Origin of the sequence: Natrarchaeobius oligotrophus, from assembly GCF_003841465.1 — an archaeon.
GTDB lineage: Archaea > Halobacteriota > Halobacteria > Halobacteriales > Natrialbaceae > Natrarchaeobius > Natrarchaeobius oligotrophus.
The window spans coordinates 248878-264531 of record NZ_REFZ01000001.1; the positions used below are offsets into that span (position 1 = coordinate 248878).

9 protein-coding genes are annotated in these 15654 nt (G+C 65.4%); 4 read left to right on the top strand and 5 right to left on the bottom strand.

The genetic code is table 11. The annotated features are described in order from the left end of the window. Nucleotides 1-2: 2 nt before the first annotated feature. Nucleotides 3-6011 (bottom strand): DUF6531 domain-containing protein, encoded by a 6009-nt coding sequence (locus tag EA472_RS01325; protein WP_124189713.1) that lies wholly within the window; start codon nt 6009-6011, stop codon nt 3-5. Nucleotides 6012-6017: 6 nt separating this feature from the next. Next, nucleotides 6018-8537: a hypothetical protein gene (locus tag EA472_RS01330; protein ID WP_124189714.1), complete on the bottom strand. Its 2520-nt coding sequence runs from the start codon at nt 8535-8537 to the stop codon at nt 6018-6020. Between the two features lie 175 nt (nt 8538-8712). Here EA472_RS01330 and EA472_RS01335 point away from each other — a divergent pair, with 175 nt between their 5' ends. Continuing rightward, nucleotides 8713-8880, top strand: a complete 168-nt coding sequence (locus EA472_RS01335; protein WP_124189715.1) for a DUF1059 domain-containing protein — start codon at nt 8713-8715, stop codon at nt 8878-8880. Nucleotides 8881-8929: 49 nt separating this feature from the next. Then, complete coding sequence (locus EA472_RS01340; protein WP_124189716.1) at nt 8930-10060, top strand: ORC1-type DNA replication protein; 1131 nt, start codon at nt 8930-8932, stop codon at nt 10058-10060. Between the two features lie 131 nt (nt 10061-10191). On the opposite strand, the gene EA472_RS01345 is transcribed toward EA472_RS01340, so the two are convergent. The 3 genes from EA472_RS01345 to EA472_RS01355 all read right to left on the bottom strand — a co-directional run bounded on the left by EA472_RS01345 (nt 10192) and on the right by EA472_RS01355 (nt 12922). Beyond that, nucleotides 10192-11352, bottom strand: coding sequence for a site-2 protease family protein (locus tag EA472_RS01345; protein WP_124189717.1), 1161 nt, complete (start codon nt 11350-11352; stop codon nt 10192-10194). 206 nt (nt 11353-11558) lie between these two features. Then, nucleotides 11559-11798, bottom strand: a complete 240-nt coding sequence (locus EA472_RS01350; RefSeq protein ID WP_124189718.1) for a DUF7123 family protein — start codon at nt 11796-11798, stop codon at nt 11559-11561. Between the two features lie 275 nt (nt 11799-12073). Next, a complete protein-coding gene (locus EA472_RS01355) occupies nt 12074-12922 on the bottom strand; it encodes a molybdopterin synthase (RefSeq protein WP_124189719.1) in 849 nt (282 codons plus the stop codon). 277 nt (nt 12923-13199) lie between these two features. Between EA472_RS01355 and pyrH the strand changes: the two genes are divergently transcribed. Further along, complete coding sequence (pyrH, locus tag EA472_RS01360; RefSeq protein WP_124189720.1) at nt 13200-13925, top strand: UMP kinase; 726 nt, start codon at nt 13200-13202, stop codon at nt 13923-13925. Next, nucleotides 13922-15622 carry a lysine--tRNA ligase gene (gene lysS, locus EA472_RS01365; RefSeq protein WP_124189721.1) on the top strand — a complete coding sequence of 567 codons (1701 nt, stop codon included), beginning with the start codon at nt 13922-13924 and terminating at the stop codon, nt 15620-15622. The genes pyrH and lysS overlap by 4 nt, the downstream gene beginning before the upstream one ends. Nucleotides 15623-15654: the final 32 nt, after the last annotated feature.

The window sequence follows — 15654 nt, forward strand, 5'->3', positions numbered from 1 at the left end:
CCTCACCACATCCACTCGTCGTACTGACGGCCGAGCGCGCCGCCCGCCTCGTGGCCGGCGATGCCGCCCCCGACCGCGCCCGCGCCGATGATACCGAACCCGACGACAACACCCACGCCACCGGTCAACACGCCCGCGCCGATCGCAACGCCGACGAGCGCGCCGGCAGCTTTTCCGCCGATCCACCCGCCGGCGAGGCCGCCGATGTGCGCTCCACCGACTTCGCCGCGTCGTTCGACGGGCGTCGACCAGGTTTCGTGAACGCCCCAGCCGGCACCGCCTACCGACAGTGCGCCGCCGGCGAACCGTACTCGCGAATCCGCCATCGCCCGTGAGACGAGGGTTTGGTTCATCGTCGCGCTGCTGAGACCGACCCGGTGCGTCGCCTGCGCGCGGCCCAGTCCCCGCTCGTCCACGTACCACTGCCGTCGCCCCTGGAAGGTATTCGGATCGTGTCCGGCCCGACGAATTTTCGCATTGCTGGAGAGAACCTCGTCGAACAGTTCCGCGGAGGCTCGAGCGGGCTGTGGCGATCGGGCCCGAATGTCCGCTTTGATGTTGTTCCGTCGCATGGAGAGGTACAGCGACTCCCCCGTCGAGAACCGCCCGCCGCTCCAGAGCCGGCGTTGCTCCGTCGCGAGGCCCTCGAGCTGATCTGCGTACCGTCCTCTGAACGTAGCGGTGTTGTACACCCCTCGGCCCGTGTTCGCCGCAAGATCGGCCGACAGAGTCGCTTCGGTGGAGGAAAACCAGCGATCGGGACCGAACTGTCCGTCCGTTCCGTCGGCTCCGACGTCTATCGACGGTCCCGGGTCGACCTCACCGACTCCCGCTCCGGTTCGACTCGAGACCACGTCGTCGCTCAGAAAGCCGTCGCCGCGCTCTGCGTCCGCGGCGTCGTCGGCGGGGGTGCTCCAGTGGTCCTCCGAGGATTTGTACCCCCAGACGTCGGTCATGGCCATCGGCGCGTGCCGGGCGTAGGCGTACTGGTTCGTTCCGTCGGCGAAGCCGGCAGGGTCGCGCTGGAGGAACCGACCCAGCTCCGGATGGAGCACCCGAGACGGCAACACGTACAGTCCGTCCGTCGTCTCGAGATAGCCTCGAAACCCCAACGGCGCGGGCCAGGCGCCGTCTTGCTCCCGAACGCTCCCGAACGGGTCGTACGTTCGGCGAGCGGACAGGCCGTCGTCCGAACCGGTGACGTCGACCCATCCCAGAACGGTTCCGCCGAGGTCCGATACCGGGACGTAATCCCTGTCCCCCGTCGAAACCTGGCACGGGCCCGATCGCCCGGGGACGACGTGTGTCTCGGGATCGAGAGTGCCCGGCGCATGCCACCCGAGAGTGCGTTCGCCGGCGTACACGAGTCGCCGATCCCTTCCGGGCTCGTTCCACGCGAGCATCCGCCCGAGCGGACCGTATTCGAACGTCGTCGTCTCGCCGGATGCGGTCACCGCCGCGAGCCGACCGCGGGCGTCGTACGTGTACTCCATCGCGGAGTCTCCCAGCAGGTTACCCGTACGATCGTACGTCACGTTCGCCGACCCAACATGGTCGTACCGATTGTACGGACCGACGTCGTAGTTCGTCGTTTCCGAGGAGCCGGCGGACGTGGTGCTGACCGATTTCCGGTTCGTGTTGTCGTCGAGGTCGTACTCGAGGAGATGGTCGGGAAGTCCCGACGGCGCTGGTTCGAGGTCGGACTCGAGTTCCTGGCCATCTCCGTCGAGATCTGCGGGGTCGCTCGCCGACTCGAGCGACGAGACGTCCACGAGTTCGACGTCGGCGTACTCCGACGTGGCCGTCTGGCGCCGTCTACCGTCGAACGAGCTCAAACGGAGTCGTCCGTCGAACTGTTCGACCGTACACTCGCGTCTCGGACCGAACAGCCGGCGCTCGCGAAGGATCGCGTCGTCGTCGATCGTCCAGTCCGCTCCGACGGGAAGCCCCCTCGAGTTGTGGGTGACGTCGACGTCGACGCCGTCCAGCGCGAGCGTTTCGACCCATCCGCCCACGTGATTTGCCGAGAGCAGCGATCTGATCGACTGTCGCGTCCCGTCGCCGGGGTAGGCGCTTCCGGCCGCGGTCTGTTCGACCGACTCGAGTACGCCGGCGGGGCTGTATCCGTACTCGATCCGCCGTCCGCCCGGGTACGTGAGCGCAGAGAGCCGGTCCGCGTCGTCGTACGCCATCTCCACTCGGCGCCCGTCCACCTCCTCCGAGCGAAGTCGGCCGAGAGAGTCGTACGTGCGGGTTACGGTCGCGACGTCGTTGCTCGCCCGTTCGAGAGCGCCGTGGGGCGTGTAGGTGAACTCCGTTTCTCCGACGGTCTCGGGCTCGTACCCCGGATCGTCCGAAGGTGGCTCGAACCCCTCGAGGTCCGGCCTCTCGGTCTCGAGATCGCCGCCGGGCGTGTACTCCCGGTGAAAGACGACGCCGTTTTCGTCCGTTTCGCGAACGGGGAGTCCCTCACCGTCGTACTCCAGCTCTCGTCGATCGTCGCCCCGTTCGACGGCGGTTCGGCGGCCGAGCGCGTCTCGCTCGACGTCGGTTCGGTTCCCGAGCGGGTCGACGACGCCGACGATCGCGCCGGCGGGGTCGCGCTCGTAGACCGTCCGGACGTCGTCGATCTCCGCCGCGACGATTCGTCCGAACGCGTCCCGTTCGATCGTCCGTTCGGTTCCGGCCTCGTCCACCTCCAGGACGGTCTCTCCGCGGCTGTCGTACGCCACGCTGCGGCTGTTTCCGGCTTCGTCGGTTCGTTCGATCGGACGACCCTGATCGTCGAATCGGATCCGCGTCCGGGCGACGCGGGTCACCGCGGATCCGTCGTTGGCCGAGCCGGTTCGTTCGACCGTGGTCTCGAGTCGCCGGTTCGCGTCGTCGATGTCACGAGTCGTAACCGTTCCGTCGGCGTCGCGGAGTTCGATCCGACGCCCGAGCGCGTCGTAGTCGAACGTGCGCTCCGCGCCGGTGGGATCGACGGTCCGCTGCAGTCGGCCGCGGTCGTCGTAGAACCGCGCCGTCGAGAGCGATCGATCGTCGGCGGCGTCGTCGCCGGGCACGAACAGGTGTCGGTGACGTTCGACGAGACGACCGAGGGCGTCGTACTCGTACGTGTCTCGGGTCCAGCGGATCGGCCCGTCTCCGTCGGGCGACGAACCGACGAGACGCTCGTCCAGCACGTGACCGGCGGCGTCGAAGGCCGCAACTCGACGCTCGTTACCGTCGGGGTCGCGGACGACCGCCCGACGGCCGAACGCGTCGTACTCGTAGGCGGTCGTCGCCCCCCGTCCGTCGGTCCGCTCGAGCGGATCGCCCGCCGAGTTGTACCGAACTGTCCGCACCGACTCGGACGGCGTATCCGCCGCTCGAACCGTCGCCGTCTTTCGCAGTCGGGCATCGTACTCGTACGCCGTATCCGTCCCCCGCCAGTCGCGCTCGCGCCGTAGCCGCCCCGAGGGACCGAACGAGCGGGTTCGGACGTCCCTTCGTTCATCCTCGCCGGTTCCCCGTGTCTCCTCGGTCAGCCTTCCGTAGGCGTCGTGGTCGAACGTCCGAACCAGCGGCCCGTTCGGATGGCGTTCGCCGTCGGCGTCGAGGAGTTGCTCGACGATCCGGACGAGACGCCGCTGGTCGTCGTACTCGTACTCGACGGTCGCGCGCTCGTCGGTTTTGCCGATCACCGGTCCGGTGATTCGCTCGGGAGTGTCGAAGGGGGTGAACGACCGGTCGATCGTCGCGCCGTACGGGCCGACCGTTCGCGTCTTCCGTCCGAGCTCGTCGACCTGAAAGGTCGTTTCGAGCCCGATCCCGTCCGGATCGTGGACGATCCGGCTGACGAATCCCGACCGGAGTTCGTCGTCGAAGTAGTCGAATCGAACGTGGACGCCTCCCTGGTGAAGGTCCACCAGCCGTCCGTCGTCGTAGTCGAACTCGATCGGCTGCGGAGAGATCTCCGACCCGTCCGGCCGCTCGACGTCCGGCAGCACGATCGACGACAGGTTCCCCGAATCGTCGTACTCGTAGCTCGTCGTTCCGACCCGCTGGTCGGGGAGTTCGTTCCCCTCGAGCGTCGCGTAGTAAGGGCCGCGAACGGCCGAGACTCGCCGTCCCGAAACCTGCGTTCGATCCGCGTACTCGTACGTCGTGACGATTCGCCGATTCTCGTCGACGTCGGGCCGCGGATGGCGGACGACCCGCAGCAGGTTCCCGAACGCGAGTTGCTCGCCGGGCGTCGCGCCGTCGGTCGATCCGCCGTGAACGTCGGCGTAGCGTTCGCGCTCGTAGACGTACTCGGTTCGACGACCGTCAGCAAGCGTCTCCGCGATCCGGCGGGCGTCCTCGTCGTACCGGTACGTCGACTCGAGGACCTCGAGATCCGACGACTCGACGGCGCGTTCGCGCCGCCGAACCACGTTCCCCTGTCGATTGAACTCGTGAACGACGTCGTGGCCGTTCGGATAGGTTACGCGGGTCCATCGGCGCGGAACGTTTACCGGATCCTCGGCCGGATCCACCTCGTGTTCCTCGACGATTCCGTACTCGTACTCGTACTCGCCGCCGTTGGCGAACTGGCCGACCACGCGGTTGTACCCCCACGTCCCCGGCTGCTGGCCGTACCTGTTTTCCACGACGGTCCGGCCGCGGGCGTTGACGATCTCCTCGAGGTTGTGCTGTAACTGCGGCGGTCGGTCGGGACCCGAGTACCGGTAGTCGGTCGTCGAGACGCGGTCGCCGAGGTGGAGGTCGACCTCCTCCAGGTCGCCGTTGTCGGTGTACGCGAAGTGAACGCGCCGCTCGCCGACCTCGTCGATCAACCATCGGATTCTGGCTCGTTCGTCGTACTGGAACCGAAGCGACTTGCCGACGGGATCGACGACGCGTTCGAGCCGTCCCGCGGCGTCGTACTCGAACGTCAGTTCGTTCCCGTTGGGATCGACGATCCGATCGGCGTAGCGATCCTCGTTGTAGTAGTACCTGAGACCCTCGACCGTCTCGAGAACGTACGTTCCTCCCCGCTTCTCGAGACGGTCGAAGTAGCCGTCGGGCGGGTCGAAGGTCGCGTCCTGCCACTCCTCGAGCGGCGGAAGGTCGCCGGACGGCTCGTCGATGCGCTGGACGTAGGGGTCCTCTCTGAGCGTTCCGGTCGATCGGTACACCACGTTGCGCCAGTTTCCGTCGTCGTCGAGTTCGCGCTCTTCGCGAAGCCAGAGGTTGTAGTTGTGGTCCCAGTTGTGCCCGAGCGGTCCGTCGTACGTCGCACCGCTCAGGTAGGTGCGGGTAAACGACAGGGCGAGTCCGCGTCCGGCGAGTTCGAGATCCGTCACCCGATGGAAAAACTGGCCGCTGGCCAGCAAGAGCGGATCGCCGCCCGTTTTCGACCGCTCGGTGGATGCGGTACCCTGACCGTCGGAGTCGGGGGCCGGTTCGTCTTCGGATTCGTCCGCGCCGATCGCGGTCGAAGCGGATTCGGAATCCGAGGCGTGCTCGTCGAGTTCGCCGTCGTCGCCGTCGACGGGACCGACACCCTGCTCCGAACGCATGGCTTCCGTCGCCTCTTCGGCCTGATCCGCGACCTGCCACCCGTACCCCTCCCCCTCCTCGGTGGAGAGGAGCTCGCGCACCCTGTCCGCCTTTCCGGGCCAGACGTTGTCCGCGAACTCGGTACCAACGCTCCGATCGATCTCGACGACGTGCTGAATAATCAGGTCGTGCTCGCCGAGCTGTTCGCGGATCCATCGGTACATCTCGTCCTCGGTGAACTGCCCCTGTTCGAGCGCCTCGGCGGCGCTAACGAGGAATTTGTAGACGATCACCCGCGCGAAGAGCCGTCCCCGTTCGTCCTGTGGTCCCATCGGTTCCCCGTCGACCAGCATCTCGCCCTGGAGATAGGACCAGAGCAGGTACGGAGCCGCCTCCTCCGGGTCGACCTCCTCGCCTTTTTCGCCGTCTTCGTCGAGTTCGTAGAACGTCCCGTCCTCCGGGGAATAGTGGTATCCACTCGACATTCGGCTTCACTCGCGTTCCTCCGACGGCGCGCGCTCTCGAACTTCCTCGACCGTCCGGGTGAGCGCCTTCCGTTTGCGATCGATTGCGCTCCGGAGCGGCTGGTCACAGATTTCCTGGCGCTCCAGCAGACGCTCGAGTTCCTGCAGCTGTGCGTCCAGGTCGGCGATCGCGGATTCCAGCGTCTCCGGCTCACCGGTCTCGACCTCCTCGCGGTCGCCACAGTCGAGTCGGTCTTCGACTCGCTCGAGCCCCTCCTCGAGGCGTTCGAGCGCCGCCGTCAGCTCCTTTCGAGTCGGACCACCGGGGTGATCCTCGGTGGTCGTCCGGTTGAGCATCGACAGCTTTCGACGGTTGATCTCGGTCTCGTCGAATCCCGTCTCGCGAGCGATTCGTTCGGTATCGCGCTCGAGTACCGCTTCGCGCGTGACTCGTTCGGGAGCGACCCCGATCGCCTCGCTCAGCGCACCGACCAGCTCCGGCGCGTCGTCCAGGGCCGGTTCCGAGAACTTCCCGGAGACGGCCTGGTGCTCCCGTGCGGTCTCGTACAGCCGGGTCACGGGATACTCAGATTCGGCCGCCGTCGTCGGCCGCGACCGACGGCCGTGGCCGGAGACGCCGCGAAGGAGCGCGCCGCGGGTCACGTCGGTGCTAACCGCATTTGCTTCCTGGACGCTCATCAGCCCGGCCTTTCGGGCCACGGCCGCCTGCTTCGTCTCGGAGACCAGGTCGGCGATGGAGGTCGGTGCGGCGTCGGTCTGTGCGGCCGTTCGCTCGCTCTCGTCGACGATCCCGCCCCTGCGGAGATCCGGCGCGTGCAGGTGACGGTCGGGATCCAGAAGCGGGTGGTTCAGCTCGAAACCGTAATTCGGATCCAGTTCGACGTCGAGGTACTCCTTCGGTTGCGGAATCTCCACGCTGTCGTACACCAACTGCTGTGTGTCGGTCGGTTCTTTTCCCGGACAGCAACAGACGCCGCGAGTGGTGAGCAGCAGTTCCTTGGTTGGCTCCCCGGTCGCGGTCTCTTCCTCCGAGATCAGGTGGATCTTGGCCGTCACCTGCGCTTTGGCGTGTTCTTCGTTCGTCGGTTCGTCCGGCGTTCGTCGGTTCCACGACGAATCGATTCCGTGATCCGCCGTACTCGTCGCCGACGCCTCGAGTCTGATCCACTCGCCGTCGTCTGCCACCTGTACGTCGATCGACCCGTTCTCGGCGGTCGAATCGAGGATCTCGTAGCCGCCGTCGGCCGCCTCGGTGTCGATCCGATACTCGTCGAATCCCTGCTCGTCGGGACGCCAGGTCACCGCGTCCGATTCCTCCATCTCGTAGACGGCGTACTCGTGATAGCCGCCCCAGGTGCTGTCGAACTCCTTTTTGTACGAGAGAACCTCCTCGGCTTGTCCGCTGTCGATGTGACCCTCGTCCGGCGGTGGAAGCTCCACGTGGGGGCCATCGACGACGGTGGTCTCGGTGTCGTGGGCCGTATTCTCCGTCTCCTGGAAGTGAGCCGTATCTAGCCTGACGGAGACGCAGAGTTCGTCGACGTCCTCTGGTTTGTTGACGACCAGGAAGATTTCCTGGACGCCGTCGATACCGCGAGGTCCGCGGACGAAGCCGCTCTGTGGCGCTTTCGTGTACGGGCGAGGCAACACGAAAAACAGGGCTCGGTTCGTTCCGAGGTGGTAGCTGTCGAAGAGGTGGTGGACCTGGCTCAGCTGGGTCGTGTGAGAGTACGTTTCGCGGCGCTCTCGACCGCGCTCTGACGTTCGGAGGCGAGCCTCCTGTTCCTGACCCATGCGTTTGGTGCCCTCTTTTTTCCGGTCGTCCCTCGAGAATCCGAGCCCGCCACCGCCCTTATCGCCGACGGATGCTTCCGCCTGAAACGACGTGCTCGAGCCCATGTCGACGTCGAGAACTTCGATCGACTCCGTGGTGCCTGCGTCCTTGCGGACGTTGACCGTCTCCAGGGATCGCGTGACCTGCTGGTCCGTCTCGGAGACCATATCGTAGAGCCGTCGCTTCTTCGGCTGGTAATCCATGATGTACGGTTTCTCCACGGTGGTACCTCCCGCGTTCTCCCCGTCGTCCGCTCCGTCCTCACCGTTTTCCTCGTCAGTCTCTCCGTCCTCACCGTTCTTCCCGTCGGTTTTCTCGCCCTCACCGTTCTCCTCGTCGCCCGCTCCGACGGTCACCTGAATGAGCGCCCCCGTACACCGGTAGTACTCCTCGAGTTTCGTTTGAAAGTCGTCGGCGACGTCCACGTCGAGGTCCTCCCAGTCGATCTCGCCTTCGATCTCCTCGTCTTTCGGCTGATAGCCGGTCAGCGTGCTGGTCAGCTTCAGGTACACTACCTCTCTCCCCGGGAAATCCTGGAACTCCTCGTCCGGCGTGTACGAGTACAGGGCGAGCGAGGATTGCCACTTCGGCGGGGCGTCGCCGTCACAAACGTCGAGAGACAGCATGTCGTCGGTCACGCACCGTCGTTTCCACTGGACGTCCGTCGGATGGTTGAGACCCATTTTCACCATGACGCACAGATAGCTAAACTAGAGACAATTATAATTTTCTATATTTATTCTCGTCAATGTATTCGGCTGGGCAGGTTGACTCAGAGTTATAGAGGGCAGAAAGTTCACCGGACCGTCGGGAGTACCTCAGTATGCAAGTGAAACCACTTCCCGGCGACGAGTGGATTGTCACGTTATGCCATACCAGTACGAGTGTTCGAACGGCGACTGTCGGTTTCTCGTTCGCTCGAGCAGCAGCGAGGAGGTGCATCGGCTCGTCCGGGCCCACGTTCGAACGGTTCATCGAGGACGCATCGCGTCGGTCGACCTCGAACGCGAGATCGAGCGCGTCGAACTCGCCTGACGGCGGAGGCGGCGAACAACTAAGTAGCTTGGACAGCGTGGTGAAAGTGATGGCAGACGACCCCGACGGGGGGATGTTGTCGTGGGACGAGTCCGTGTTCCGAAACGAACACGTCTTCGAAATCGATTACGTTCCCGAGACGTTCAAACACCGCGAGGGCCAGACCGAGAGTCTAACGTACGCGCTGCGCCCGGCAGTGCGGGGGTCGAGACCGCTCAACGTGATGGTTCGCGGACCGCCCGGGACCGGCAAGACGACGGCGATCCAGAAGCTGTTCGACGAGGTCGGTGCCCAGACCAGCGAGGTTCGGACGATCCGCGTCAACTGTCAGGTGAACGCGACCCGATACTCGGTGTTCTCGCGGCTGTTCGAGGGAACGTTCGATTACGAACCGCCCTCGTCGGGAATCTCGTTCAAGAAGCTGTTCGGCCAGATCGCGGAGAAACTCGTCGAGGAAGACAGGGTGCTCGTCGTCGCCCTCGACGACGTCAACTACCTCTTTTACGAGAACGAGGCCTCCGACACGCTCTACTCGCTGTTGCGCGCCCACGAGGAACATCCCGGTGCGAAGATCGGCGTCATCGTCGTCTCCTCCGATCCGGCACTCGACGTCATCGACGAACTCGACTCGCGGGTTCAGAGCGTCTTCCGACCCGAGGACGTCTACTTCCCGGTCTACGACGAGCCGGAGATCGTCGATATCCTCGACGAACGGGTGCGCCGCGGCTTCCACGACGGCGTCATCGCTCGGGACACCCTCGAGTACGTCGCCGAACTCACCGCCGAGAGCGGCGACCTCCGCGTCGGGATCGACCTGCTGCGACGGGCCGGCCTGAACGCGGAGATGCGAGCCAGCCGAACCGTCGAGCGAGGAGACGTCGAGGAGGCCTACGAGAAATCGAAATATCTCTCGCTGTCGCGGTCGCTCTCCGGCCTCGCGGACACCGAACGGACGCTCCTCGAGGTGATCGCCAACCACGACGGCGGTCAGGCCGGAGACGTCTACGAGGTCTTTCACGAGCGGACCGATCTCGGCTACACGCGGTACTCGGAGGTCGTCAACAAACTCGACCAACTCGGGCTGATCGACGCGGAGTACGCCGAGGTCGACGGCCGCGGACGCTCGCGGTCGCTGACACTCTCGTACGAGAAAGACGCGATCCTGGATCGACTCGAGTGAGCTGAGCGTCCGGAGGCGGAACGGAACGCTGCGCGCTCGCTGTGATCTCGCCTCGAGCGGTCCGCGTGGACGGAGTCCGAGGATCGCCCGCAGGGGCCGACAGCGCTTCGCGGCTCGTCGTTTCGCTTCGGTCAGTCGACGATGGCGATCGGGACGGTCATGAAACAGAGGAGGCCCAGGCCGAAGGTGACGATTCCGAGCGCAAACCGGCCAGGGCCGAGCCGGTCGTCGTCGACCGGGTGTGCGGGACCGACGGTCGCGAGCACCGCGGTAAAGATGCCCCAGACCGCCCAGATGAGGACCGAGTTGCCGCTGTGTCCGCTCACGTAGTAGAGGTAGACCGCGAGCCCGAACAGCCCGCCCGGAACGAGCGCCGCGATCGTCTCCTGGTACTCGCTGGTCATCGCCCGCAGGATGTGACCGCCGTCGAGCTGGCCGACCGGGATCATGTTGAGGAACGTGACGAACATGCCGACCCAGCCGCCGATGACGACCGGGTTGACCGCGGTCGCCGGATCGTCGCGGTACAGCGGCTGATCGACGGCCGCAGCCAGCATCTCGAGCAGCGGCGGATAGCCGAGCTGGATCTGAATCGCGTCCGGGTCCTGGACGACGGTCTCCGGGGCGGTGACCGGCGGCAGGTGCAGGCCGACGACGGTGACCGCGACCGTCGCGACGAGGCCGGCGAGCGGGCCGGCGACGCCGATGTCGAACAGCGCCTTCCGGTCGGGCATCCGTCCGTTCATCTTGATCACCGCACCCATCGTTCCGATCAGCGTCGGCACCGGGATGAAATACGGGAGTGAGGCGTCGACGTCGTGGTAGCGACTCATCGCGTAGTGGCCCATCTCGTGGACGCCGAGAACGCCCAGGATCGCGACGGTAAACGGCCACGCGCGCCACATTTCGGTCGGATTCGCGATCGGGTCGATGTGATACCACATCGATCCGGCGAACAGCGTCGACACGACCGTCAGCAACAGGAGGACGACGTTGGTCCAGGGGATGCCGTCGACGCCGACGCTGTGCGGTTCGGCGACCAGAACGAACTCGCCGTGACGTCTGGTTAACCGCGGTTCGTAGCCGCACTCGTGAAACGTCGCCCACAGCTCGTCGGTCACCCGCTGTGGCACGTCCAGCGGGTCGCCGTAGTAGACCAGTCGTTCCCCGCCGTCTTCGATCCGCGTCTCGTACACCGCAAACACCGACTCGATGCGCTCGAGCGGCGGTCCGGCCTCGAGAGCGTCGGCTTCGTTCGACGCGTCGTCACCGGACGGTTCGACGTCGTCCATCACCCGTGAGTCACTCCACGCTCATATTTACGTTCGCTGGAACCAGCACGTGTCGTCGCGACCTCACTTCGTCGCTCGAAGAAACGCGTACGCCGACGAAGCCGCGGGGACGGGCGGCGTCGACGGCAGATCTGTCGTCGAATCGGGGCGAGTGCGTTCGAAATTCGCGCGGACGTCGAGGCGTTCGACCGACGGGAGGGCGTCGGCTACGCGGGCTCGACGCGCCACGTCGTCGCGCTCGTGTACGACCACTTCTCGATCTCGAGGTCGGTGGCGGACTCGGAGAGTTTGACCATCAGCGCGCCGATCTCCTTGGGCGACATGCCGACGTCGTCGGCGATGAACTTCCCTTTGAAGTACAGTTCGCCGTCTTCGGCGCGTTCGCGGAGGTATCGTTTCAGGCGACGTTCCTTGCTTTCCGTGGAGGGTTGTGCTGATGTACTCATCGACGTCGCACCCTTGTGGCGAGAATATGTTATAAAGAGGGGACGGTTAGCGAAATTTCGGTTACGTTCAGCGATCCGGCCGGTAATGAATCTTTTACCCACATTTATGAAATAGTTTACTGGGCGTTCATACCTCAGCAGACGTTTTAAAGTCGAATCTAACGCATTATTTCCATTCTGATGTTCGGATTTTAACACAGTCTTCCAGTCCAAAGTATCGTTGTATTCTATGCTAAGTGTGAATGAATAACCTGCTCCGGACGTAAATTTATCGCTCAGGAGCGGTCGTGAACCCAGAACTCGTCCGCAACCGTCACCTCTTTTTTGAACAGCGGCACCTCGTCTTTCAGCCGGTTGATGCCGTCTTCGACCGTCCGAAAGGCCTCCTCGCGGTGTCCGGCGAGGACGACGACGAAGACGATGTCCTCGCCGTCTTCGACGATACCCGTTCGGTGATAGAGTTCGACGGCGAAGACCCCGTCACGTTCCTCGAGTTCCGCCTCGAGCGAATTCATCCGTTCGTCGGCGACGCCTTCGTACTTCTCGAACTCGAGGTACTCGGTTCGCTCGTCGTCCTCACTGTCTTTCGCGCGCACACGGCCTGTGAACGTCGCGATGGCACCGGCGCGGTCGGCGCGCGAGGATCGCTTGATTCGGGCGACGAGCGACTCGAGCGTCTCGTACGGTTCGGCGCGCTCGAGGGCATCGACGAGCGAGACGTCCTCGAGATCCGCGGCGGCGTCGACGGCGGCGAGAACGCGTTCGGAGTCCGCGTCGTCGGGATGAGACGTCTCTGCATCCGGTCCGACGACGATCGTCGGCTGTCGCAATCCCGGGACGCCGGCGACGACCGCGTAGTCGCAATCGATCGCCAGCCGATCGAGGGCGTTCTCGACGGTCAGCCCCGTGCCGTTTGCGGCCCAGTCGCCGTCCGCACCGAGGTCGTACGTGACGTCGCCGCCGACGGTCGTCGACTCGCGGACCTGCGTTCCGTCCGCAATCGTGGCGTCGTACCTGACGACGCCGACGCGGCCCGCACCGGAGAGTCGGTCGACCACCTGATCAACGACGTGTTCGAACGCGTCACCCCGCGCGTCGTGGTTGACGATACCGAGTACGTGCATACGTCTGACAAGGCCGGGTCACACTTTGTACCTGTCGCCGCCGGCAGGCGAACGGCGCCGTATCCTCGCGGGTCGGACGGTTCGGTGTGGCGCTGGACCGTCGGACGGTCGCGGTTGCGCCGGAACCGACGGACGCCAGTCCCTGTTACGAACCGTTTCGCGCGGAGTATGCGTCGCTGACCGCTCGTAGTTCATCCCCTCACACGAGTGAAAGAGGGGCGCTCGGGCCGGCCAGTTGGCAACCCTTAAGATAGCAACCCGGTTACACCGGATTAGCATGAAAGTGGTCGTCTCTATCGGCGGGAGCGTGCTCGTTCCGGAACCCGGCGCACATCGGGTCGCAGAGCACGCCGCCGTCGTCGAAAGCCTCGTCGCGGACGGCTGTCGCGTGGGCGCAGTCGTCGGGGGCGGCGGCGTCGCTCGGGAGTACATCGGTGCCGCTCGAAACCTCGGCGCGAACGAGATCGAACTCGATCAGCTCGGAATCGACGTCACTCGACTCAACGCGCGATTGCTCATCGCCGCCCTCGGCGAGGAGTCGGTGACCGCGCCCGCGCTCGACTACGAGGAAGCCGGCGAGGCGCTCCGCCAGGGGAACGTCTCCGTCATGGGCGGCGTCGCGCCGGCACAGACGACCGACGCCGTCGGGGCGGCCCTCGCGGAGTACGTCGACGCCGACCTGCTCGTGTACGCGACCAGCGTTCCGGGCGTCTACAGCGCCGATCCCAACGAGGACGAGGAGGCGACCAAGTACGACGAACTCTCGGCCGCGGAGCTCGTCGACGTCATCGCCGGCCTCGAGATGAACGCCGGCGCGTCTGCGCCGGTCGACCTGCTCGCGGCGAAGATCATCGAGCGATCGGGAATGCGAACGATCGTGCTGGACGGCACCGATCCCGAACGCATCTCCCGTGCGGTCCGCTACGGGGAACACGACGGAACCGACATCATCCCCGACGGCGTCGGCGAGGATCCGACGTACTGGGCGGAACAGGAGCGATGAGCGACGAACCGACCGCCGACACCGATCGTGAAAGCGTCGACGAATCGGCCGACGCGAGTCCGTACACGCTCCAGCGCGACGACGACGAACACCGCGCGTTCTGGGCCGACGCCGTGGCGGACCGCGTCGAGGCGCGCGATCCGGAGGAGCCGATCGTCGTCAAAGGCGGTATCTCGCCGTCGGGCGTCCCACACCTCGGCAACGTCAACGAACTCATGCGCGGCTACTACGTCGCCGAGGTGCTGCGCGAGCGCGGTCACGACGTTCGCCAGGTGTTCACCGCCGACGACCGCGATCCGCTGCGAAAGCTTCCCCGCACGCTCTGTGACCTCGAGGGGGAACTCGTCGACCTCGGCGAAGTCGACGCGGGCGCGCTCGGACGCAACCTCGGCGCGCCGTACACCGACATTCCCGATCCGTTCGGCTGCTGTGACTCCTACGGCGACCACTTCTCGACGCTCATCGCGGACAGCGCCGACGCCGTCGACGTGCCGATCGAACTCGTCTCGAACACCGAGCTGTACGAGTCGGGCGAACTCGAAGACGTCACGCGCTTCGTCCTCGAGAATCGCGACCGCGCCCGCGAGGTGCTGAGCGAGTACCAGGACAAAGTCGACGCGTCGTACGTCCCGTTCAATCCGATCTGCGAGGAGTGTGGCAAGATCACCGAGACCGTCACGGACGTCGATCTCGGGGTCGAGCCCGCGACCGTCGCGTATCGCTGTACCGACATGGACGCCGGCGACCGCACCGTCGACGGCTGCGGCCACGAGGGAACCGCGACGCTGCGCGAGGGAAAACTCCCCTGGCGGTTCGAGTGGCCCGCCCAATGGAAGGTACTCGGCGTCGATTTCGAGCCGTTCGGCAAGGACCACGCCGAAGGCTCCTGGCCCAGCGGTCAAGACGTCGCGCGCAACGTCCTCGAGATCGAGCCGCCCGTCCCGATGGTCTACGAGTGGTTCACTCTCGAGGGCGAGCCCTTCTCCTCGTCGGCGGGAAACGTCATCCTCGTCACGGACGTCCTCGAGCTGATCGAGCCGGCGGTGTTGCGTTACTTTTTCGCGAAAGATCCGGCGAAGGCGCGGGACTTCAGCATCGAGCGCCTCGACCAGCTCGTCGACGAGTTCGACCGACTCGAGGCGATCTACTTCGACGAAATCGAGGCCGACGAGGACGAGACGGCGTTCGCAAAGCGGGTGTACCCGCTGCTCGTCGACGAGCCGAGAGCGGAGCGAGTCCGACTCCCCTACACGTTCGCGGCCGTCCTCGGGATGACCGACGATCCCGCCCTGCGCGAGGAGATCGCCCGTCGCGAGGGACACGTTCCCGACGACGCACCCGAGTGGGCGGTCGAGGGAGCGCTTGCCCGCGTCGAGCGGGCCCGAACCTGGGCGCGACGGACGGAAAACGAGTTCGACTACGAACTCAAGCGGACGGAGATTCCCGACCACGACTTCGATCCCGCGACGGAGGCTGCACTCGCGGAGCTCGCGGAGTTCATCGAGGCGGGCCACGGTCCCGAGGAGATCCAGGGCGAAATTTACGAGACGGCAAAGCGCTACGACGTCGACGTCGGCGAGTTCTTCGGAGCCGGCTACCGGCTGTTCTTCGACGAAAAACAGGGACCGAAACTCGGTCCCTTCCTCGCGAAGGTCGACCGCGAGTTCGTCGTCGACCGACTGCGCCGAGAACGGTGACCCGCCGACGGAAGGTAGCGACCGGCGCTCGA

Bases quoted from the DNA above. Each gene is read 5' to 3' on its own strand.
- EA472_RS01325 (WP_124189713.1), bottom strand. From the start codon at position 6,011: ATGTCGAGTGGATACCACTATTCCCCGGAGGACGGGACGTTCTACGAA.
- EA472_RS01330 (WP_124189714.1), bottom strand. From the start codon at position 8,537: ATGGTGAAAATGGGTCTCAACCATCCGACGGACGTCCAGTGGAAACGA.
- EA472_RS01335 (WP_124189715.1), top strand. From the start codon at position 8,713: ATGCCATACCAGTACGAGTGTTCGAACGGCGACTGTCGGTTTCTCGTT.
- EA472_RS01340 (WP_124189716.1), top strand. From the start codon at position 8,930: ATGGCAGACGACCCCGACGGGGGGATGTTGTCGTGGGACGAGTCCGTG.
- EA472_RS01345 (WP_124189717.1), bottom strand. From the start codon at position 11,352: ATGGACGACGTCGAACCGTCCGGTGACGACGCGTCGAACGAAGCCGAC.
- EA472_RS01350 (WP_124189718.1), bottom strand. From the start codon at position 11,798: ATGAGTACATCAGCACAACCCTCCACGGAAAGCAAGGAACGTCGCCTG.
- EA472_RS01355 (WP_124189719.1), bottom strand. From the start codon at position 12,922: ATGCACGTACTCGGTATCGTCAACCACGACGCGCGGGGTGACGCGTTC.
- pyrH (WP_124189720.1), top strand. From the start codon at position 13,200: ATGAAAGTGGTCGTCTCTATCGGCGGGAGCGTGCTCGTTCCGGAACCC.
- lysS (WP_124189721.1), top strand. From the start codon at position 13,922: ATGAGCGACGAACCGACCGCCGACACCGATCGTGAAAGCGTCGACGAA.